General features: G+C 57.9%; 14 protein-coding genes. 8 read left to right on the top strand and 6 right to left on the bottom strand.

What is annotated here, in order from left to right:
* Position 1: 1 nt before the first annotated feature.
* A complete protein-coding gene (locus Q8R10_RS17665) occupies positions 2 to 1,150 on the top strand; it encodes a pyridoxal phosphate-dependent aminotransferase (protein WP_305655173.1) in 1,149 nt (382 codons plus the stop codon).
* Positions 1,138 to 1,935, top strand: coding sequence for an amidohydrolase (locus Q8R10_RS17670; protein WP_305655174.1), 798 nt, complete (start codon positions 1,138 to 1,140; stop codon positions 1,933 to 1,935). The genes Q8R10_RS17665 and Q8R10_RS17670 overlap by 13 nt, the downstream gene beginning before the upstream one ends.
* 191 nt (positions 1,936 to 2,126) lie before the next feature.
* Here the strand turns inward: Q8R10_RS17670 and Q8R10_RS17675 are convergent, their stop codons facing one another.
* A complete protein-coding gene (locus Q8R10_RS17675; protein ID WP_305655175.1) occupies positions 2,127 to 3,230 on the bottom strand; it encodes an alkene reductase in 1,104 nt (367 codons plus the stop codon).
* Between the two features lie 120 nt (positions 3,231 to 3,350).
* On the opposite strand from Q8R10_RS17675, the gene Q8R10_RS17680 reads away from it, so the two are divergent.
* Positions 3,351 to 3,719: a helix-turn-helix domain-containing protein gene (locus Q8R10_RS17680; protein WP_305655176.1), complete on the top strand. Its 369-nt coding sequence runs from the start codon at positions 3,351 to 3,353 to the stop codon at positions 3,717 to 3,719.
* A gap of 7 nt (positions 3,720 to 3,726) precedes the next feature.
* Here Q8R10_RS17680 and Q8R10_RS17685 read toward each other — a convergent pair whose 3' ends face one another.
* Together Q8R10_RS17685 and Q8R10_RS17690 are read right to left on the bottom strand one after the other, a co-directional pair.
* Positions 3,727 to 4,473: an ABC transporter substrate-binding protein gene (locus tag Q8R10_RS17685; RefSeq protein ID WP_305655177.1), complete on the bottom strand. Its 747-nt coding sequence runs from the start codon at positions 4,471 to 4,473 to the stop codon at positions 3,727 to 3,729.
* Positions 4,474 to 4,563: 90 nt separating this feature from the next.
* Positions 4,564 to 4,953: a MerR family transcriptional regulator gene (locus Q8R10_RS17690; RefSeq protein WP_305655178.1), complete on the bottom strand. Its 390-nt coding sequence runs from the start codon at positions 4,951 to 4,953 to the stop codon at positions 4,564 to 4,566.
* A 72-nt stretch (positions 4,954 to 5,025) separates the two neighbouring features.
* Here Q8R10_RS17690 and Q8R10_RS17695 point away from each other — a divergent pair, with 72 nt between their 5' ends.
* Positions 5,026 to 6,093 carry an SDR family oxidoreductase gene (locus tag Q8R10_RS17695; RefSeq protein WP_305655179.1) on the top strand — a complete coding sequence of 356 codons (1,068 nt, stop codon included), beginning with the start codon at positions 5,026 to 5,028 and terminating at the stop codon, positions 6,091 to 6,093.
* Positions 6,094 to 6,115: 22 nt separating this feature from the next.
* Here the strand turns inward: Q8R10_RS17695 and leuA are convergent, their stop codons facing one another.
* The 3 genes from leuA to xseA form a co-directional block, all read right to left on the bottom strand.
* On the bottom strand, positions 6,116 to 7,786 hold the full coding sequence (gene leuA / locus Q8R10_RS17700) for a 2-isopropylmalate synthase (RefSeq protein WP_305655180.1): 1,671 nt from the start codon (positions 7,784 to 7,786) through the stop codon (positions 6,116 to 6,118).
* Positions 7,787 to 8,008: 222 nt separating this feature from the next.
* The gene (locus Q8R10_RS17705; protein WP_305655181.1) at positions 8,009 to 8,827 is read right to left on the bottom strand and encodes a peptidoglycan DD-metalloendopeptidase family protein; all 819 of its coding nucleotides are present in this window, start codon (positions 8,825 to 8,827) and stop codon (positions 8,009 to 8,011) included.
* A 42-nt stretch (positions 8,828 to 8,869) separates the two neighbouring features.
* Positions 8,870 to 10,249: an exodeoxyribonuclease VII large subunit gene (xseA, locus tag Q8R10_RS17710; RefSeq protein ID WP_305655212.1), complete on the bottom strand. Its 1,380-nt coding sequence runs from the start codon at positions 10,247 to 10,249 to the stop codon at positions 8,870 to 8,872.
* Positions 10,250 to 10,394: 145 nt separating this feature from the next.
* On the opposite strand from xseA, the gene Q8R10_RS17715 reads away from it, so the two are divergent.
* From Q8R10_RS17715 to guaA, 4 genes are all read left to right on the top strand, one after another.
* Positions 10,395 to 10,955: a sugar ABC transporter ATPase gene (locus tag Q8R10_RS17715; RefSeq protein ID WP_305655213.1), complete on the top strand. Its 561-nt coding sequence runs from the start codon at positions 10,395 to 10,397 to the stop codon at positions 10,953 to 10,955.
* 234 nt (positions 10,956 to 11,189) lie between these two features.
* Positions 11,190 to 16,181 carry a calcium-binding protein gene (locus tag Q8R10_RS17720; RefSeq protein ID WP_305655182.1) on the top strand — a complete coding sequence of 1,664 codons (4,992 nt, stop codon included), beginning with the start codon at positions 11,190 to 11,192 and terminating at the stop codon, positions 16,179 to 16,181.
* Positions 16,182 to 16,715: 534 nt separating this feature from the next.
* Positions 16,716 to 18,185 (top strand): IMP dehydrogenase, encoded by a 1,470-nt coding sequence (gene guaB, locus Q8R10_RS17725; protein WP_305655183.1) that lies wholly within the window; start codon positions 16,716 to 16,718, stop codon positions 18,183 to 18,185.
* A 236-nt stretch (positions 18,186 to 18,421) separates the two neighbouring features.
* Positions 18,422 to 19,999, top strand: coding sequence for a glutamine-hydrolyzing GMP synthase (gene guaA / locus Q8R10_RS17730; RefSeq protein ID WP_305655184.1), 1,578 nt, complete (start codon positions 18,422 to 18,424; stop codon positions 19,997 to 19,999).
* Positions 20,000 to 20,154: the final 155 nt, after the last annotated feature.

Raw genomic sequence — 20,154 nt, forward strand, 5'->3', positions numbered from 1 at the left:
CATGCTGCAGAGCAAGCTGCCAAATGTTGGCACCACGATTTTTACCCGTATGTCGCAACTGGCCGCTGAGACTGGCGCGCTGAATCTGTCGCAAGGTTTCCCGGATTTTGCCAGCCCGCCGGCCTTGCTGGCCGCCGCCGTCAAGCATCTGGGTGCGGGGCATAACCAGTACGCGCCGATGATCGGCTTGCCACGGCTGCGCGAGCAAGTAGCGCTCAAAGTGGCGGCTCTTTACGGCCGCGCAGTTAGTGCCGAAAGCGAAGTGACCATAGTGCCGGGCGCTACCGAGGCGATCTTCTGCGCGGTGCAGGCGCTGATCCGTCCCGGCGACGAAGCCATAGTGCTCGACCCCTGCTACGACAGCTACGAGCCCTCGGTGGAATTGGCCGGTGGTCGCTGCGTGCATGTGCCACTCAATCTGCCGGATTTCTCGGTCGACTGGCAGCGCCTGGCCGATGCCATAACCCCGCGTACCCGGCTGATCTTTATCAACTCGCCGCACAATCCCAGCGGCGCTTTGCTCAGTCGCGCCGACCTGGATCAGCTGGCGGCGCTGATCCGTGATCGCGACATTTATCTGATCAGCGACGAGGTCTATGAGCATCTGGTCTTTGACGGGGTGGCGCACGCCAGCGTGCTGGCCCATGACGAGCTGTATGCGCGGGCTTTTGTGGTCAGCTCCTTCGGCAAGACCTACCACGTCACCGGCTGGAAGACCGGCTATGTAGTGGCGCCGCCAAGTCTGTCGGCCGAGCTGCGCAAGATCCACCAGTACGTCAATTTCTGCGGGGTGACGCCGCTGCAGCATGCACTGGCCGACTTTATGGCCGAGCACCCTGAGCACATCAGCGAATTGCCGGCGTTCTATCAGGCCAAGCGCGACCTGTTTTGCGATCAACTGGCCGGCTCACGCTTCAGCTTTACTCGCGCGCCCGGCACCTACTTTCAGCTGGCCGATTATTCGGCGATTCGCCCGGATCTGGATGATGTGGCCATGGCCGAATGGCTCACCCGCGAGCACGGCGTGGCGGCGATTCCGGTGTCGGTGTTCTACCAACAGGCGCCTACCGACATGCGCTTGGTGCGTTTTTGTTTTGCCAAACGTGAGGAAACCTTGTTAGTTGCGGGGGAGCGGCTGTGCGCGATATAAGCCTGTTGCCGGATCTTAAGCTGGCACTGATTCAGACTCATTTGGTTTGGCAGAACGCGGAGGCCAATCGCGCGCACTTCGAGTCTTTGCTTGCGCAAGCCCGGGGTGCAGATTTGATCGTACTGCCGGAGATGTTCAGTACCGGCTTTAGCATGCAGTCCGCAGAACTCGCCGAAGCCGAAGACGGCCCCACGACTCAGTGGCTGCGCGAGAAGGCGCAGCGCCTGGATGCGGTGATCGCCGGCAGCCTGATTATCCAGGCCGCCGATGGCAGTTATCGCAATCGTCTGCTGTGGGCGCGCCCGGATGGCAGCCTGGCTTACTACGATAAGCGCCATCTGTTTCGCATGGCCGGTGAGCACAAGCATTACCGCGCCGGCGAACAGCAGGTGGTGCTGAAGGTGAAGGGCTGGCAGGTGCGGCCGCTGATTTGCTACGACTTGCGCTTCCCGGTCTGGAGCCGCGATGGGCAGGACACTGATCTGCTGCTCTATACCGCCAACTGGCCGGCCTTGCGCCGGCAGCACTGGAACCGCCTGCTACCGGCGCGGGCGATTGAAAATCTATGTTATGTGGCGGCGGTCAACCGCATTGGCGAAGATGGCAAGGGCTTCGTTTACAGTGGCGACAGCCAGGTGCTGGATTTCCAGGGTGATACCCAGCTGGCGGCCGAGGCTGCGGATGGGGTATTCCAGGTGACGCTCAAAGGTAACGAACTGGCCGCTTACCGCGAGCGCTTTCCGGCCCATCTGGATGCCGATGAGTTCCAGTTGAGTTCATCGTGACCAACAAAAACGCCGGGCAATGCGGCTGTGTGAAAACTACTGCGCTCGGTTATGCGGCGTTAAAAACAGGCTCGGACTGCTCATTTACAACTCGTAAACTCCGCGTCCTCGCCTGTTTTTGCCTTGCCTAACCTTCGCTCGCTACGTTTTCACACGGCCTGAATGTCCGGCGTTCTTGTGTCTGGTGGAGGTTAGCCCAGAGTGGGGTAGTCGGTATAACCCGCTGCATCACCGCCGTACAGCGTGTTGCCATCCAGCGGATTAAGCGCAGCGCCGGACTTGAAGCGCGCCAGTAGATCCGGATTGGCAATATAGGGACGGCCGTAGGCGATCAGGTCGGCCAGCCCTTCGGTAATCGCTTGTTCGCCACTTTCGGCAGTCTGCCCACCAGCGATGATTATCGTGCCCTGGTAGATATCGCGCAGGGCGCGCAGCAGGTTGTCGAATCCTTCGAATGTGCCGCCCAGCCAGTCTGGTCGGTTGATGTGCAGGTAGGCCAGTTTGCGGCTGTTCAGTTGCGCGACCAGGTAGCTGAAGGTTGCCAGCGGGTTGGCATCCAGCACATCGCCAAAGGTGCCCATGGGCGAGATACGAATGCCGACCTTGCGGCTGTCGCCCAGAGTTGCGACCACCGCATCGACCACCTGCAGCACCAGACGTGCGCGGTTCTCGGCGCTGCCGCCGTAAGCATCAGTGCGCTGGTTGCTGTTGGAGCAGAGGAACTGATCCAGCAGATAGCCGTTGGCGGCATGCACTTCCACGCCATCGAAGCCGGCGCGAACGGCGTTGGCGGTGCCGTGGGCGTAGGCTGCGACTATGCCGGGCAGCTCGTCTAGTTGCAGGGCGCGGGGTTTGCTGGTGGCGGCCTTGTGATGGCTGCCGTCGGCTTCCTGAACATACACCTCGGCGTTGGCCTGGATTGCCGAGGGGGCGACCGGGTCGCCGCCATTGGGTTGCAGCAGCGGATGCGAGATGCGCCCGACATGCCACAGTTGAAGAAAAATCCGACCGTTCTCTGCATGCACGGCGTCGGTGACTTTCTGCCAGCCGACCACTTGTTCATCGCTGTGAATGCCGGGCGTCCAAGCATAGCCCTGGCCTTCTGGGCAGACCTGCGAGGCTTCGCTGATGATCAGGCCGGCATTGGCTCGTTGGGTGTAATAGGTGGCGTTCAGTTCGCTGGGGATATTGCCGGGTTGTAGGCTGCGCTGGCGGGTCAGCGGGGCCATGACCAACCGGTTGGGTAGGTGCAAGTCGCCGAGTTGCAGGGGAGAAAGCAGGTGCTGAAGAGACATGTAACCTCCACAAAGGTCGTTGGTAGGACCGAGATAGGCCATGGCGGCTATTATGCGCGTGGCAATCTTTTTGGAAAGTACGTACGATTTAGACAGTCACTTACTTTGTGGTAACCAAGCATGAGCGAAATCTGTACAGTAACCGCCAGCGACAAGCGTCTGGTGGATGGCGACAAGGTCTACAACACCCCGGTGGAGCTGACGCTGGAGGTGATCGGCGGCAAGTGGAAGTCGGTGTTGGTCTATCACCTGCTGCAAGGGCCGTTGCGTTTCTCCGAGCTGAAACGCTTGGTGCCGGACATCACCGAGAAGATGCTTACCCAGCAGTTACGCGAGTTAGAGCGGGTGGGTGTGCTGACGCGGACCATCTTCGCCGAAGTGCCACCGCGGGTTGAGTACCGCGCCACCGCCCACGGGCAAACCTTGCAGCCGGTGCTGGAGGCCATGTGCGCCTGGGGCCGCAGTCACTGGCAGCAGCAGGGCGAGTAGTGCTGCGCTATTTCAGGTAGCTGTCGTAGATGGCTTGGTAGCGACCACTGGCTTTTAATTGTGCGAGGCCGGCATTGAAATCGTCGCGAATCTTCTCGCTGCGAAACACCGGGCGATAATCATTCGGGTCGACTTCGGTGAACGCCTGCATGTCGACCGCTTTGGCCTTGAACAGGCTGTTGCGGGTCAGCTGCAATTCAAAGTAGTGGAAGATATTTTTATCGCTTAGCACCACATCGAAGCGGCCTTTGTTTAACCCGGCCACCTGCAGTTCCTGATTGTTTTGTTCAAAATAGTGGCCGGCTTGATCAACTGCGGTTAGCCATTCGGGGTAGCGTTTTAGCGCGCCCGGAAAGGCCACCACCACCAAGCCGTCCAGGTCTGCTGGTTTACTGATCTTCAAGGCGCGCTGGGTCAGGGTGACGAAGACATTGTCATAGAGTACGGCGGGGTTGCCGAAGTAACCGCCTTGGGCGCCGGCACCGAGGTCGGTCATGGCCGCGTCGACATGCGCCATCTTGAACTCCAGCGGCACCCGCGCCAGTGGATAGTAACGCGGGATTAGTTTATGGCCCTTGAACGCCAAGGACTCACCGATAACTTCCAGCTCGATGCCGCTGTCACTTTCTGGAAAGCAAAATGGCGGGATTTTCTCGCCGAAAGCCATCACCACCTCCTGCGCACTGGCGGTCAATGGCAGGCCGCAGAGCAGCATCAGTAGCGCGCCACGAATCAGTGCTATTAGTTTGCGCATATAGAGTGTCCTCTGAGCGATATCGATGTCTTGAGTCTAGGCCTTAGCTGCGCCAGCGTGGGGCAATCTGACTTGCTGTAAAAAACATCATTAAGGCAATGCGTCAGCTGGCGCTGCTTGTCGCAACCGCTGCGCCGCACTCAGTTCTAAGCGGGCTTTCTCGCTGCGTAAAAATTTGCGCAGTGCCTGCAGGCTGGTGATCTTTGCCTCGATTTGCGCCAGTTTTTTACCGACCAGCAGCGCGCCTTGGGCGCAGTCGAGTTGTTGTTCGCGTTGGGCTTGGAGCATTTCGCGGATTTCGCCGAGGGCAAAACCCATGCCTTGCGCCTGCTGGATAAAGGCTAAATCGCTCAGGCTGCGTGGGCTGTATTCACGGTAGTTGTTGCCTTGGCGCTGCACGCTGAGCAGGCCGATGCTCTCGTAGTAACGCAAGGTATGGCGACTGGCGCCGCTCTTTTGCTCAAGTTCACCAATGCGCATAAAAGCCTCTTGACTATCGAGTATGCTCGATAGTTTAGGCTGTTTTAGTCGCTTGTCTATTGAGGCTAAAACATGAACGAAAATTGCTTTGTCACCGGCGGTACCGGCTATATCGGCCAGCATTTACTGGCACTACAGACCGCCAAGGGCCACCCGGTCACGGTATTAATGCGCAAGCCCGAGGCCTTACCTGCGTTGCAATTGTTGGTTGAGCAACATGGCGGTAATGGCAGTTTGTTGCGCGCCGTGGCAGGGGATTTGGCTAAGCCGGACTTGGGGCTGGATGCGGCCGGGTTGCTGCTGGTTGGTCAGGCTAAGGTGCTGTTTCACCTTGGGGCGCAGTTCGCCTGGGGGCTGACCCTCGAGCAGGCGCGGGCGGTCAATGTCAACGGTGCGCTGGGCGTCGCGCAACTGGCGGCCAAACAGGGCAGCCGGCTGCTGATGGTCAGCGGTTTTATGCTGGAGAACCAGGGGCATTTGCAGCGCGTCGGTGTCGATCTCGCGCAACCGGCGCGCACCGATTGGCCGGCAGTGTATCGGCGGGTCGGCGGCTATGAAGGCAGTAAGTTGGAGGCGCACTTCAAGGTGCTCGAATGCATGCAGGCGTTGGGTGGCGAGCTGACCGTAGTGCATCCGGCGACAGTCTGCGGTCACAGTCAAACTGGCCACATCCTGCCGGCGCAACCACTGGCCGAGCTGATCAGTAATCTGGCTCGCGGCAAGCTCAGCGCCATCCCCGGCACGCCGGCGCATTGGTTGCCGCTGGTGACCGTGGATTTCTTGGTTGAGTTGATGGTTGCAGCCGCGTTCGACCCAAGCCAAGTCGGCAAGCAAGTGCTCGCGCTGGATGAGCGCACCCCGAACTTGCCGGGCATGTTGGCGGTGCTGGCTGAGTCGCTAAACCGCCAAGCGCCACGGCGCTTTATGCCGATCAGCGTGTTGCGTTGGCTGCTAAAAATTCCGGGCCTGCCGAAGCTGCTGAGCACCAGCCCCGAGTCGCTGGACTTCATCCAAACCACCCGCTTCGATACCTCCGCCACCAAGGCTCTAGCGCTCAAGCATCAGTTGGTTTGGCCGGACATCCAGCAGGCCATGCAGGCGACTGTGCGTTATGCCGAACCTGAGAGCGCCCAGGCTTAACGCCGGGGGCTGGGCAGAGGTTTCAGGCCGCTTGTTCGGCAGCCGCTGCCAGCGCCCGATTGAGGGCGCTAAACAGCGCGCGAAAGCTCGCCGTGGTGAGGTTTTCATCGATGCCGACGCCATGCAGGGCGCGCTCGCCGTTAACCCGCAGCTCGATGTAAGCGGCGGCCTTGGCGTTGGTGCCGGCACCGATGGCGTGCTCGGCGTAGTTGATGATCTCCACAGCCACCGGCAAGCCGGCCACCAGGGCTTCCAGCGGGCCTTTGCCGATGCCGCGCCAGTGCTGGCTGGCGCCGGCGCTGATGACTTCGACGTCGACGGCCGAGGTGCCGTGCTCTTCTTGCAGCTTGTGGCTTTTCAGCGCGTAAGGCGTGCGGGCTTGCAGGTATTCGCTGTTGAGCAGGCTGTAGATCTGCTCGGCAGTCATCTCCAGGCCGAGGCGGTCGGTTTCCTTCTGCACCACCTGGCTGAACTCGATCTGCATGCGCCGTGGCAGGCTGATGCCGTATTCCTGCTCCAGCAGGAAGCTGATGCCGCCCTTGCCCGACTGGCTGTTGACGCGAATTACCGCCTCGTAGCTGCGGCCGATGTCGGCCGGGTCGATCGGCAGGTAGGGCACCTCCCAAATGCCATTCGGGTCTTGCTGGGCGAAGCCTTTGCGGATCGCATCCTGGTGCGAGCCGGAGAAGGCGGTGTGCACCAGGTCACCGACATAGGGGTGGCGCGGGTGTACCGGCAGCTGGTTGCATTCCTCGACCACCTTGCGCACCCCGTCGATGTCGGAGAAGTCCAGTTGCGGGTCGACGCCCTGGGTGTAGAGGTTCAGCGCTACTGTCACCAGGTCGACGTTGCCGGTGCGCTCGCCATTGCCGAACAGGCAGCCTTCGACCCGGTCGGCGCCGGCCAGCAGGCCCAGCTCGGTGGCGGCCACGCCGGTGCCACGGTCGTTGTGGGTGTGCAGGCTGATCAGCAGGCTGTCGCGCTGATTGATATGGCGGCAGAACCACTCGATCTGGTCGGCGTAGTTGTTCGGCGTGGCGGCCTCGATGGTGGTCGGCAGGTTGAGGATCAGCTTGCGCGCCGGGGTCGGCTGGAACACCGCAATCACCGCGTTGCAGACCTCGACGGCGAAGTCGATTTCGGTGGAGCTGAACACCTCTGGCGAATACTCGAAGCGCCACTCGGTCTGCGGGCGCTGGGCGGCCAGGCGTTGAATAATCTGCGCGGCCTGCACGGCGATCTCGATCACCCCGGCTTTATCTTGGTTGAAGACGATACGGCGAAAGCTCGGCGCCGTGGCGTTGTAGTAGTGGACGATGGCTTTTTTCGCGCCCTTGAGCGACTCGAAGGTGCGAGTGATCAGGTCTTCGCGGGCCTGGGTCAACACCTGGATAGTGACGTCGTCGGGGATGTGGCCGCCTTCGATCAGCTCGCGAACGAAGTCAAAATCGGTCTGCGAGGCGGACGGAAAACCCACCTCAATTTCTTTGACGCCGACCGCCACCAGGGTCTTGAAGAAGCGCATTTTTTTCGCCGCATCCATCGGCTCGATCAGCGACTGGTTGCCATCGCGCAGATCCGATGACAGCCAGATCGGCGCCGTGCTTATCACTTTATTCGGCCAGCTGCGGTCGGGGATGTTGATCGGGGTGAAGGCGCGGTATTTGCTGGACGGGTCTTTAAGCATGCTCATGGCGGCAATCCTGGATGCGGGGCCGGGTGGCGGCCGGCCGAAAAAATAAGCTGTTTATCGTCTGGATGCTGATAACCCTAGAGATGCTGGTTAAAGCGTGCAAGCACTGCGTAAAAATTGGCAGGGTTCTTCTCTATTTTCAGTTTGGTGGTGATTTATTGCGCTGACTGGCGACTGGCTTGGCTGCAATTGCGCTGGCTGTTTAGCGCTTTGGTAGCGGCATTAAGGCTGGAAGGCACCGATAAAAATCGCCGGATCGACCCGGGCGTCGTTCAGGCTGATGTTCCAGTGCATATGCGGCCCAGTAGCGCGGCCGGTTGCGCCGACCCGGCCGAGCACGGCACCACGGGCCAGTTGCTGGCCGAGCACCGCGTCGATCTTCGACAGGTGACAGAACATGCTGATAAAGCCCTGACCGTGATCGACAAACACCGTGTTGCCGTTGAAGAAATAGTTATTGATCAAAATAACTTTGCCCGCCGCCGGGGCTTTGATCGGCGTGCCAGCCGGCACGGCAAAATCCAGCCCAGCGTGGGGGTTGCGCTCCTCGCCATTGAAGAAGCGCCGCAGGCCGAAGCGGCTCGACAGCGGGCCGTTGACCGGTTTGTCCAGGTGCAGATTACTCGGCGTGCCGGGGCTGAACTGCTGGTAGGCGCGGGTTTGCTCGGCCAGTTCCCGTTCGATACGTTTGAGGTTGCTGGTGTCGGGGTTAACCATCTGGGGGTTTTTCAGGGTAATGCGCTGCTCGGTGTAATGTTTGCTGCCGACCTCGAAGCTGAGCTGGCGGCCTTGGCTGCTGATCTGTTGGGGGCCGGGTTTTAGCGTCAACGGCAGCCCGACTATGGCAATCCAATGGTTCTGATCCTCATGGATCACCAGCACCGGCTTGCCTTGAAAGCTGGCGCTGGGCGCACTGGCGGCCGCGCCTAAGTCAATAACTGCAACGCCGCCGGGCACTGGATGATTCAGTAGCCGGGTCAGATAACCGACGGCTTGGGCGGGCAGGGCGAGACACAGCAGCAGGGCGAGCAGGATACGCATGGACAATTCCGTAGTGGGGCGGCTGCGCTAGTCGCCGCCGATTCAGTCGAGCAACGACAGGGTGACGGGAGTCAGGTGATTGTCTTCCACCCGCAGTTGCAACTCGCCTTCGCCGAGCTTGGCGCGCAGCTGCTGACCGGGTTGGGTTTGCCCGGCGCGGTGAATGGCGCGACCCTGATCATCGAGCAAGATGCTGTAGCCGCGACTGAGGGTGGCCAGCGGGCTGACGGCGTTAAGGGTCTGCACCTGGCTGTGTAACAGCAGTTGCCGGGCTTTTAGGCCTTCACGCATGGCCCGTGGCAGGCGCTCGGCCAGGCTCTCCAGACGCAGGCGCAACAGGGCCAAACTGCGCCCCGGATGTTGCGCGGCCAGGCGTGCATCAAGACGCGCCAAACGCTCACGGTGCTGCTTGAATTGCTGCTGGTAGGCGCGGCGCAGGCGCATGTCCAAATCATCCAGACGCTGGGCCTGTTGGCGCAAACGTTCGCCGGGATGGCGCAGGCGCACGCGCAGGCCCTCCAGACGCATGCGTTCGCGAGCCAGACGCTCCTGCATGCGCAGCAGCAACCGGCGCTGCAGATTGCTCAGGCGTTGGACTAACTCGCTGTTGTCGGGCGCCAGCAGTTCGGCGGCGGCCGAGGGCGTGGGGGCGCGCACGTCGGCGACAAAATCGCAGATGGTTACATCGGTTTCATGGCCGACGGCGCTAATAATAGGCGTGCGGCAGGCGGCGACGGCGCGCACCAGCGGCTCCTCGTTGAAGCACCAGAGGTCTTCCAGGGAGCCGCCGCCACGGGCCAGAATCAGCGCGTCGAAGCCAAAGTCGTCGGCCAGTTGCAGCGCGCGAATAATCTGTACGGTGGCGTCGCGGCCTTGCACGGCGGTGGGGATCAACGTCAGTTGCACCTGCGGCGCGCGGCGGCGAAACACGCTGATGATGTCGCGAATCACCGCGCCGGTGGGCGAGCTGATGATGCCGATGCGCTGCGGATGGGCCGGCAGCGCTTGCTTGCGCTCGACGGCGAACAAACCCTCGGTGCTGAGTTTGGCTTTCAGCGCGTCGAAGGCTAAACGCAGGGCGCCATCGCCGGCCGGCTCGACGCTGTCGAGAATCAGCTGATAGTCACCACGGCCCTCAAACAGCGAGACCTTGCCGCGCACCGTGACGGCCAGCCCGTCGCGTAGCGCCTCGCGTACCCGTGCCGCGCTTTGCCGGAACAGTGCGCAACGCACCTGGGCCTGCTGGTCCTTGAGGGTGAAATACACATGACCGGAGGCCGGCTTGGATAGATTGGAGATTTCTCCGGACACCCAGATCTGGGCGAACACGTCCTCCAGCAAACCGCGGGCGCGGCCATTGAGCTGGCTGACAGTTAAAACCTCACGGTCGAGGTTAAGGCGTTGGAACGGGTCTTTGATCATGGCCGACAGCATAAAGGCTTTGCGCGGTAGGCCAAAGGCTGCTGTCCACTATGCTGATGATTAACGCGCAGTCATCAATACTTGACCGCAGGGTTGCCGGCTTTAAGCTGCGCGGCTTTTCAAATAAAACAAGGGGCGAGCCATGATCAATATGCAGAGCATCATAGTGCCGCAGATTTCCACCTATCCGGCGCCCGACGCGCGTGCGCGCAAGGTGCTGGCGTGGTTGACGGCGCAGCAGATAGTCGAGGAGCAACTCACCACCTGCGCCCTCAGTGGCAATCGCATGGGCTACGGGATTGCGCAAGGCGCACGCCAAGTGATGGAGATGGATGGGGCGCCGGATGACTGCCTGCCCTTTGGGCGCAGCGTGCATGGTTTGGAAATCGTTACCCAGCGCTGCATCTTCACCCCCGAGCAGGGCTTTGAAAAACGTGCGCGCTGCCCCGAGTGCCGCAAACAGGTCGGTGAAGTGCTGCTGGAAAGCCTGGAAAGCTGGATGCCGGGCGAGACGGAAAACTTCATCTGCCCCCATTGCGACCACGAGGACGACATCAACGCCTTTCCCTTTACCCAGCCGTGCGGGTTTTCCAATCTGGGTTTTATCTTTAATAACTGGGACGGTGCGTATTTCAAACCGAGCTTTCTGGCGGAGTTTGCCGAGCGCCTAGGGCGGTCGATCGCCTTGGTGCGGGTGCGGCTTTAGGCGTGGCAGGCTTGCATGTTGTGGCTTCTGGGTAGGCAGGTTTTTAGTCGCGGTCACAGTGAAGTATGGCTGGCTAGATGTCGGTTATTTTCAGCGGTTTGTCTGTCTTGAGTTGACAATGCTTATGCCTGTCAAGATGATCAGGCTGCTATCTACATGGCAGCAACGGATTGCGAATTGGCCCGTGTGGCCGTGTAGTTTTTTGATAAAATCCTAATTTGGGTGGTACTCGATATGTCGATCATAAGTGGGTCTATAACAGCTGGCGATGACGTCCTTGTCTATGATGGCGCCGATGATACTGTCGATGCTCTCGATGGTAACGACTCGATTGATGGTGGTGCCGGCAATGACTCACTCACTGGAGGTCTCGGTGACGATACTCTTATCGGTGGTCTTGGTATCGACACCCTTATTGGGGGTGAAGGCAGTGATGACTATGTGGTCGATAATGCATCTGATGTCGTGACTGAAGACGGCACGGGTGAATTTGACACGGACACCGTTCATGCCTCGGTAAATTACACATTAGGTGCAAATCTCGAAAATCTGGTGCTGACGGGTTCAGCTCTTGATGGCACTGGCAACGCCCAGGATAACGTCATTACAGGTAATACCGGCAACAACACCCTGGATGGCGGCGCAGGCAACGATACCCTTATTGGTGGTCTCGGTAATGATATTTATGTGGTCGATAGTATTGATGATCTAGTGACCGAAGACAGTACAGAAGTTACCGAGCTTGATAGCGTTCAGTCTTCTGTGAACTACACCCTTGGCGAAAATATTGAAGCGCTAGTTTTGACTGGTGCTAATGACATCAATGCTACTGGCAATGTGTTGAACAACACATTGGACGGGAATGGGGGTAATAACATTCTCGATGGCGGCATTGGTGATGACACCCTGACAGGCGGCCTCGGCAACGATACCTATGTTGTTGATAGTGCTAGTGATCTTGTAGTTGAAGCTAGCACCATTGTCAGCGAGCTCGATACCGTGCAGTCCTCTGTGAACTACACGCTGGGTGCTAATCTCGAAAATCTTGTACTGCTCAACACTGCTGTTGAAGGTACGGGTAACGAGTTAGCTAACACGCTTACCGGCAATGCTGTTGCGAACATCCTCGACGGTGGCGCGGGACTAGACACGCTTATCGGCGGCGCGGGTAACGATACCTATGTGGTCGACACCGCCACAGACACTATTATCGAAACCAGCACGCTGGTGACTGAGCTTGATACCGTGCAGTCATCGGTTACCTATACCTTGGGCGCTAACCTTGAGAAGTTAGTGCTGACTGGGGGTGGGGATATCGATGGTGCCGGCAACGAGTTGGCCAACACGCTTACGGGTAATGGTGGCTTAAATACTCTGACCGGTGGCTTGGGTAATGACACCTATGTAATAGGAGTCGGCGACACTGTTGTCGAAACCAGTACTTTGCTTACTGAAGTTGACACAGTGCAGTCGGCTATGAACTACACGCTTGGTGCTAACGTCGAAAAGCTTGTGCTTCTTGAGGGGTCTGCCCTGCTGGGCACTGGTAACGCACTGGGTAACACCATTACCGGGAACTCGCTGGGTAACACCCTTGACGGTGGCACCGGTAGTGACACTTTGATAGGTGGCTTGGGTAATGACACCTACGTAACCGATGGTGGCGACACCATTACCGAAACCAGTGCTTTGACCGCTGAAATTGACACTGTGCAATCTTCGGTCAGCTATACTCTGGGTGCAAATCTTGAGAGTTTAATTCTGACCGGGGGCGGCGATAGTAATGGCACCGGCAACAGCCTCAACAACGTCCTGACCGGTAACTCAGCCATCAACGTGCTTGATGGCGCCGCAGGCAACGACACCCTAAATGGTACCGGCAACGACACGCTGATCGGTGGTTTGGGTAATGACACCTATGTAGTAAATGTGGCCACGGATGTAATCAGTGAAACCGGCACGCTGGTGGCTGAAATCGATACCGTGCAATCGGCCGCAACTTATACTTTGGGCGCCAATCTCGAGAAATTGGTGCTAACCGGCTCAACCGCCATCAACGGCACCGGCAACACTTTGGCTAATACCCTGACCGGTAACGTCGCCGCAAACGTGCTGAATGGTGCTACTGGTAGCGACATATTGATTGGCGGTTTGGGTAATGACACCTATGTAACTGATGGTGGCGATACCATTACCGAAACCAGCACGCTGCTCACTGAAATCGACACCGTGCAATCCTCTGTGGTCTACACCCTTGGTGCCAATCTTGAGGCGCTGGAGCTGACAGGCTCTGCAGCGATCAATGGTACCGGCAACACCTTGGCTAATACGCTCACTGGTAATAGTGGTGCCAACCTCCTAAATGGCCTAACTGGTAGCGATACGCTAATCGGCGGTCTGGGTAATGACACCTATGTAACCGATGGTGGCGATACCATTACCGAAACCAGTACGCTGCTCACTGAAATCGACACCGTGCAATCTTCCGCGACCTTCACTTTGGGTGGCAATCTCGAAAATCTAACCCTTACGGGGTCAGGTGCGATTAGCGGCACTGGTAACGCGCTGGCCAACTCCATTGTCGGCAACAGCGCGGCGAATAGCCTTACTGGTGCGGCTGGCAACGATACGCTCAACGGCGGCAGCGGTGTTGATACGTTAATTGGCGGTGAAGGCAGCGACACCTATGTGGTCGATAGCACTACGGATGTTTTGAGTGAATTAGGTACGGGTGTTACTGATATTGATACTGTTCAGTCCTCAGTGACCTACACCCTCGGTGCAACCTTAGAGAATCTGCTGCTAACGGGCGCTGGCGCTGTCAACGGTACTGGCAACGCATCTGCCAATAGCCTTACCGGCAATGCGGGCGCCAATATACTAAACGGCCTCGCGGGTATCGATACGCTAATCGGCGGCCTCGGTAACGACACCTATATAGTCGACAATACCAGTGACGTGGTTACTGAAACCAGCACGTTGCTCACTGAAATCGATACTGTGCAGTCCACTGCGACCTTTACGCTGAGTAGCAATCTTGAAAATCTAACCCTTACGGGTAGCGGTGTCGTTAATGGTACCGGCAATAATTTGGCCAACCTTATTACCGGTAATGCCGCGGCTAACGTTCTCACTGGTGGTGCGGGTAACGATACTTATATAGTTGGTGCTGGCGACTCTGTCATTGAAACCAGTACGCTTACCACTGAAATCGACACGGTGCAATCTTCGGTTACCTTCACGCTCGGCAATAATATCGAGAAACTCACTCTGACCGGAACTTCGGTAATCAATGGTACTGGTAACGCGCTGGCTAACACGCTCACGGGTAATGGCGCTGCTAACGTTTTAAATGGTCTAACTGGCAGTGATACGCTCATTGGCGGTCTGGGTAATGACACCTATGTAACGGATGGTGGTGATACCATTACCGAAGCCAGTACAAGTCTGACTGAAGTTGACACTGTGCAATCTTCTGTGACCTATGCTCTTGGTGCTAACCTTGAGGATCTGACCCTGACGGGGTCTGCACTCATCAATGGTACTGGTAACGCTTTGGCTAACCGTCTCGACGGTAGTCTTAATAGCTCGGCGAACGTTCTCACTGGTGGTGCGGGTAACGATATCTATGTGGTTGCTGCTGGAGATACCGCGGTTGAGACCAGTACGCTGAGCACTGAAATTGATACCGTGCAATCTTCGGTCACCTTTGCCCTGGGTAGTAATGTCGAGAAGCTCACCCTGACCGGCGGTGCGCTAATTAGTGGTACAGGCAACACGCTGGCTAATACCCTTACTGGCAATGCCGTGGCTAACACCCTTAATGGTGGCTCGGGTAACGATACGTTAATCGGCGGTCTGGGTAATGATATTTATATAGTCGATAGCGTGGCGGATGTTGTTACTGAAACCAGCACGCTGCTCACTGAAGTTGACACTGTGCAATCCTCTGTCACATTCACCCTCGGTAACTATGTTGAGAATCTAACCCTTATGGGGGCTGGGGTAATCAATGGTACGGGTAATGCGCAAGCCAACACTATTACCGGTAACGCGGCGGCGAACATTCTTAGTGGCGGTTCCGGTATTGATACGTTAGTCGGCGGCCTTGGTAATGATACCTACGTGGTTGATAATATTGCCGATGTTGTTACTGAAGCTAGTACTCTGGTTTCAGAGATTGATACCGTGCTGTCCTCTGTGACATACACGCTGGGTGCTAATCTCGAGAAATTAGTATTGACCGGCACGGGTGCTGTTAATGCTACTGGTAATGGATTGAATAACACCCTTGCCGGGAATCTAGGCGCTAACATTCTCAATGGTGGTTTGGGTAACGACACCATGATCGGTGGTGACGGAAACGACACTTATATTGTCAATGTCGCTACTGATGTTGTCAGCGAGACGAGCACTGTGGCTACTCAGATCGATACCGTTCAAGCCGAGGTAAGCTACACGCTCGGCGCCAACCTTGAGAAATTGCTGTTGACCGGATCGGCCGCCATCAACGGCTTTGGTAACGGTTTGAATAACACGCTGACAGGTAATATTGGGGCGAACACGCTTAATGGCGGTGCAGGCAATGACACGCTCATAGGTGGCGCGGGTAATGATATCTATGTGGTTGACAGTGTTGCCGATGTTGTTTCTGAGGCCAGTACGTTAAGCACTGAAATCGATACTGTGCAGTCATTCGTGAGTTGGACTCTTGGTACCAATCTCGAAAATCTAACTCTGTCGGGCTCTGTCCTCATTAATGGCACGGGCAACGCATTGGCTAACACCATTACTGGTGGCGCAGGCGCTAATATCCTGAATGGTGTCGCTGGCAACGACACGATTCTTGGTGGTGATGGCAATGACACCTTAATTGGCGGTGCCGGCACGGATCAGTTAACCGGTGGAGCGGGGGTTGATACCTTTGATTTCAATGCGTTGAGCGAGATGGGCTTGGGGGCGCTGCGTGATGTGGTGTCGGATTTTGTCAGCGGTACAGACAAAATTGATCTTTCGACCCTGGATGCAAGTACTTTGGTTGCAGGTGATCAGGCCTTCACTTTGCTTGCGCTTAATGCTGCGCTTACCGGGGCTGGCCAGTTAAGCTACAACACAACTACTCATATCCTGTCTGGTAGTATTGATGCTGATGCCGCTGCTGAGTTTGAGATACAGTTGCTGGGCGCTGGATCGGGGACTTTCACGGGCACTGATTTTATTGCCTAAGTTAGTCTGATAATGAACTGTAGCCCTTGACCGGGCTGCAGTTTAAATCGGTAAAGTCTGTTATCGCTCTTAATTTCGCGTCAAATTAAAATCCCTCCTGTAATCCGAATCGTCCAATAAACCTCTGTTGTGCTGTGTGCTTTATCGCATGCGGCTTGACTGTTCCTGAGTGCAAAGTGACGGCCGCAGGTAAGTAATGTTGGCATTTATTCAGGGGCGCTGTTTCGGGCTTGCAAGTACAGCGGGCAACAGTTGCGTCCGCTTCTTATCGCCTACCTAGGTGTCATATAAGGTTTGGTTCACGAGGTGCGTTCAGGTTTCATGCGCCAAGCTAGCTAACAAGCCAGTAGACTGCATTAGGGGGTTGAATTGATTGCGCTTGATTGGGCTGGTGCGCGGCATTGAGCCTGTCTCCAGGCTGCGCTGCTGCGCAATAGTGATGCTGCTTGGTGATCTGGCGAATACTTTGCATTGAGCCAAAGGGGCTGGATAGGTATACTGGCGCGCTTCCTTTTCCCGCTCGGGAGCCCCCGCATGCTGCGTATCAGCCAAGAAGCTCTGACCTTTGATGATGTCCTGTTAATCCCCGGTTATTCCGAGGTTTTGCCCAAGGACGTTAGTCTCAAGACCCGCCTGACTCGTGGTATCGAGCTGAACATTCCGCTGATCTCCGCGGCGATGGACACCGTCACCGAAGCGCGCTTGGCGATTGCCATGGCGCAAGAAGGCGGCATCGGCATCATCCACAAGAACATGACCATCGAGCAGCAAGCGGCCGAAGTGCGCAAGGTCAAAAAATACGAGGCCGGTGTCGTTAAGGACCCGATCACTATTGAGGCCGAGGCCAGCGTGCGTGATCTGCTTGAGTTGACCCGTCTGCACAACATCTCCGGCGTGCCGGTGCTGAGCAAGGGCGAATTGGTCGGTATCGTTACCTCGCGCGACGTGCGTTTTGAGAATCGTCTCGACGCCCAAGTGCGCGACGTGATGACGCCCAAAGAGCGGCTGGTCACTGTTGGCGAAGGCGCCGACAAAGACACCGTGCGCGAGCTGCTGCATAAACACCGCATCGAGCGCGTGTTGATCGTTGATGCCGAGTTCAACCTCAAAGGCATGATGACGGTTAACGACATCGAAAAAGCCAAAGCTTATCCGCTGGCCAGCAAAGATGACCAAGGTCGTCTGCGCGTTGGCGCGGCTGTGGGCACCGGTGCCGATACCGAAGATCGCGTGGCGGCTCTGGTGGCTGCCGGCGCCGACGTGGTGGTGGTTGACACTGCCCACGGTCACTCCAAGGGTGTGATCGACCGCGTGCGTTGGGTTAAACAAACTTTCCCGCAAATTCAGGTGATTGGCGGCAACATCGCCACCGGCGAAGCGGCCAAGGCCTTGGCTGACGCCGGCGCTGACGGCGTGAAAGTTGGCATCGGCCCTGGCTCAATCTGCACCACGCGTATCGTTGCCGGTGTCGGCGTGCCGCAAATTTCCGCCGTGGCTAACGTTGCTGCAGCTCTGGCGGGCACCGGTGTACCGCTGATTGCCGACGGCGGCATCCGCTTCTCCGGCGATCTGTCCAAGGCGATTGTGGCCGGTGCATCCTGCGTGATGATCGGCTCGATGCTGGCCGGCACCGAAGAAGCGCCGGGCGAAGTCGAGTTGTTCCAGGGTCGCTCCTACAAAGCCTATCGCGGCATGGGTTCACTGGGCGCCATGGCGCAGTCGCAAGGTTCCTCGGATCGTTACTTCCAGGACTCCTCGGCCGGTGCCGAGAAGCTGGTGCCGGAAGGCATCGAAGGCCGCGTGCCGTACAAGGGCGCGATGAGCGCTATCGTCCATCAAATGATGGGTGGCCTGCGTGCCTCCATGGGCTACACCGGTTGCGCGACCATCGAAGAGATGCGCAGCAAGCCGCAGTTCGTGCGCATCACCGGCGCCGGCATGGCCGAGTCCCATGTGCACGATGTGCAGATCACCAAGGAAGCGCCGAACTACCGGGTAGGTTAAGTGCAGTCCGTAGGATGGGTGGAACGCAGCGATACCCATAGTTTCAAGGCGACGCGTTAGCACGCAGGTTTAGCCAGCGCGGGGATAGAGTTTGATGGGTATCGCGATGCTCAACCCATCCTACGAGTCGCGAACTTGCAACACGGCAAGTTGTTGAAGATTTAAAGTCCGGGGCTGTGACTGTTGTTAACAGGCCAGCCCCGCATCATTTGTGCATTCCGCTACGAGAGACGGTCATGGCCCACGACATTCACGCGCACCGCATCCTTATCCTCGACTTCGGTTCCCAGTACAGCCAACTGATTGCCCGCCGTGTGCGCGAGATCGGCGTGTACTGCGAGTTGCATCCTTTTGATATGGACGACGCCGCGATCCGGGCGTTTGCCCCGCGCGGCATCATCCTCGCCGGTGGCCCGGAGTCGGTGCACGAAGCCGACAGCCCGCGCGCGCCGCAGGCGGTGTTCGACTTAGGCGTGCCGGTCTTCGGTATCTGCTACGGCATGCAGACCATGGCTGAGCAATTGGGCGGCAAGGTCGAAGGCTCTGACCTGCGCGAATTTGGTTATGCCCGTGTCGATATCGTTGGCAAGTCACGCTTGCTTGACGGCATCGAAGACAGCGTGGACGTTGATGGCCTGCTCGGTCTCGATGTGTGGATGAGCCATGGCGACAAGGTCACCAGCATCCCCCAGGGTTTCCATATTCTCGCCAGCACCCCGAGCTGCCCGATTGCCGGCATGGCCGACGATGGGCGCGCTTACTACGGCGTGCAGTTCCACCCGGAAGTGACCCACACCAAGCAAGGCGGGCGCATCCTCTCGCGCTTCGTGCTGGATATCTGTGGCTGTGCCGCGCTGTGGACGCCGTCGAATATCGTTAACGATGCCATCGCCAGCGTGCGTGCCCAAGTCGGCAGCGCCAACGTGCTGCTCGGCTTGTCGGGTGGGGTGGATTCCTCGGTGGTGGCGGCCTTGCTGCACAAGGCGATTGGCGATCAGCTGACTTGCGTGTTCGTCGATAACGGCCTGCTGCGCCTGCACGAAGGTGAGCAGGTGATGGCCATGTTCGCCGAGAACATGGGCGTTAAAGTGATTCGCGCCAATGCCCAGGATTTGTTTCTGAATAATCTGGCCGGCGAAGCCGATCCGGAGAAGAAACGCAAAATCATCGGCCGCACCTTTATCGAAGTCTTCGATGCCGAGTCGTCGAAACTCGACAACATCAAGTTCCTCGCCCAGGGCACCATCTACCCGGATGTGATCGAGTCGGCCGGTGCCAAGAATGGCAAGGCCCATGTGATCAAGTCGCACCACAACGTCGGTGGCTTGCCGGATGAGATGAACCTCAAACTGGTCGAGCCGCTGCGCGAATTGTTCAAAGACGAGGTGCGCAAACTCGGTCTGGAACTCGGCCTGCCGTACAACATGGTTTACCGCCACCCGTTCCCGGGCCCGGGCTTGGGTGTGCGCATCCTTGGTGAAGTGAAGAAGGAATACGCCGATCTGTTGCGCCAAGCCGACCATATCTTTATGGAAGAGCTGCACAACTTCGATTGGTACCACAAGACCAGCCAAGCCTTCGTGGTGTTCCAGCCGGTTAAGTCGGTTGGCGTGGTGGGCGATGCCCGTCGTTACGCCTGGGTCGTGGCCCTGCGTGCGGTGGAAACCATCGACTTTATGACCGCTCGCTGGGCCCATCTGCCCTACGAGCTGCTGGAAAAAGTCAGCAACCGCATCATCAACGAGATCGAAGACATCTCCCGCGTCACCTACGACGTATCGAGCAAGCCACCCGCCACCATCGAGTGGGAGTGATCCCGCCGTTCGGTTGATTCGCCACCAGGGCAGCGCAAGCTGCCCTGGTCGTTTCTGCCCTGCGGTAATGGCGATTTTCGTTAGTTAGATATTTGGGTTGCGATGGCAGTGCCAAGTAGTGATCCTAAATTTTGCCTGATACGGATGGATCTGAA

The sequence above is a fragment of the Pseudomonas sp. genome (assembly GCF_030698175.1).
Taxonomy (GTDB): Bacteria; Pseudomonadota; Gammaproteobacteria; order Pseudomonadales; family Pseudomonadaceae; genus Aquipseudomonas.

Excerpts from the sequence above, each read along its gene's own strand:
- Q8R10_RS17665 (WP_305655173.1), top strand. The coding sequence starts at position 2 with ATGCTGCAGAGCAAGCTGCCAAATGTTGGCACCACGATTTTTACCCGT.
- Q8R10_RS17675 (WP_305655175.1), bottom strand. The coding sequence starts at position 3,230 with ATGTCTCTTCAGCACCTGCTTTCTCCCCTGCAACTCGGCGACTTGCAC.
- Q8R10_RS17680 (WP_305655176.1), top strand. The coding sequence starts at position 3,351 with ATGAGCGAAATCTGTACAGTAACCGCCAGCGACAAGCGTCTGGTGGAT.
- Q8R10_RS17685 (WP_305655177.1), bottom strand. The coding sequence starts at position 4,473 with ATGCGCAAACTAATAGCACTGATTCGTGGCGCGCTACTGATGCTGCTC.
- Q8R10_RS17690 (WP_305655178.1), bottom strand. The coding sequence starts at position 4,953 with ATGCGCATTGGTGAACTTGAGCAAAAGAGCGGCGCCAGTCGCCATACC.
- Q8R10_RS17695 (WP_305655179.1), top strand. The coding sequence starts at position 5,026 with ATGAACGAAAATTGCTTTGTCACCGGCGGTACCGGCTATATCGGCCAG.
- leuA (WP_305655180.1), bottom strand. The coding sequence starts at position 7,786 with ATGAGCATGCTTAAAGACCCGTCCAGCAAATACCGCGCCTTCACCCCG.
- Q8R10_RS17705 (WP_305655181.1), bottom strand. The coding sequence starts at position 8,827 with ATGCGTATCCTGCTCGCCCTGCTGCTGTGTCTCGCCCTGCCCGCCCAA.
- xseA (WP_305655212.1), bottom strand. The coding sequence starts at position 10,249 with ATGATCAAAGACCCGTTCCAACGCCTTAACCTCGACCGTGAGGTTTTA.
- Q8R10_RS17720 (WP_305655182.1), top strand. The coding sequence starts at position 11,190 with ATGTCGATCATAAGTGGGTCTATAACAGCTGGCGATGACGTCCTTGTC.
- guaB (WP_305655183.1), top strand. The coding sequence starts at position 16,716 with ATGCTGCGTATCAGCCAAGAAGCTCTGACCTTTGATGATGTCCTGTTA.
- guaA (WP_305655184.1), top strand. The coding sequence starts at position 18,422 with ATGGCCCACGACATTCACGCGCACCGCATCCTTATCCTCGACTTCGGT.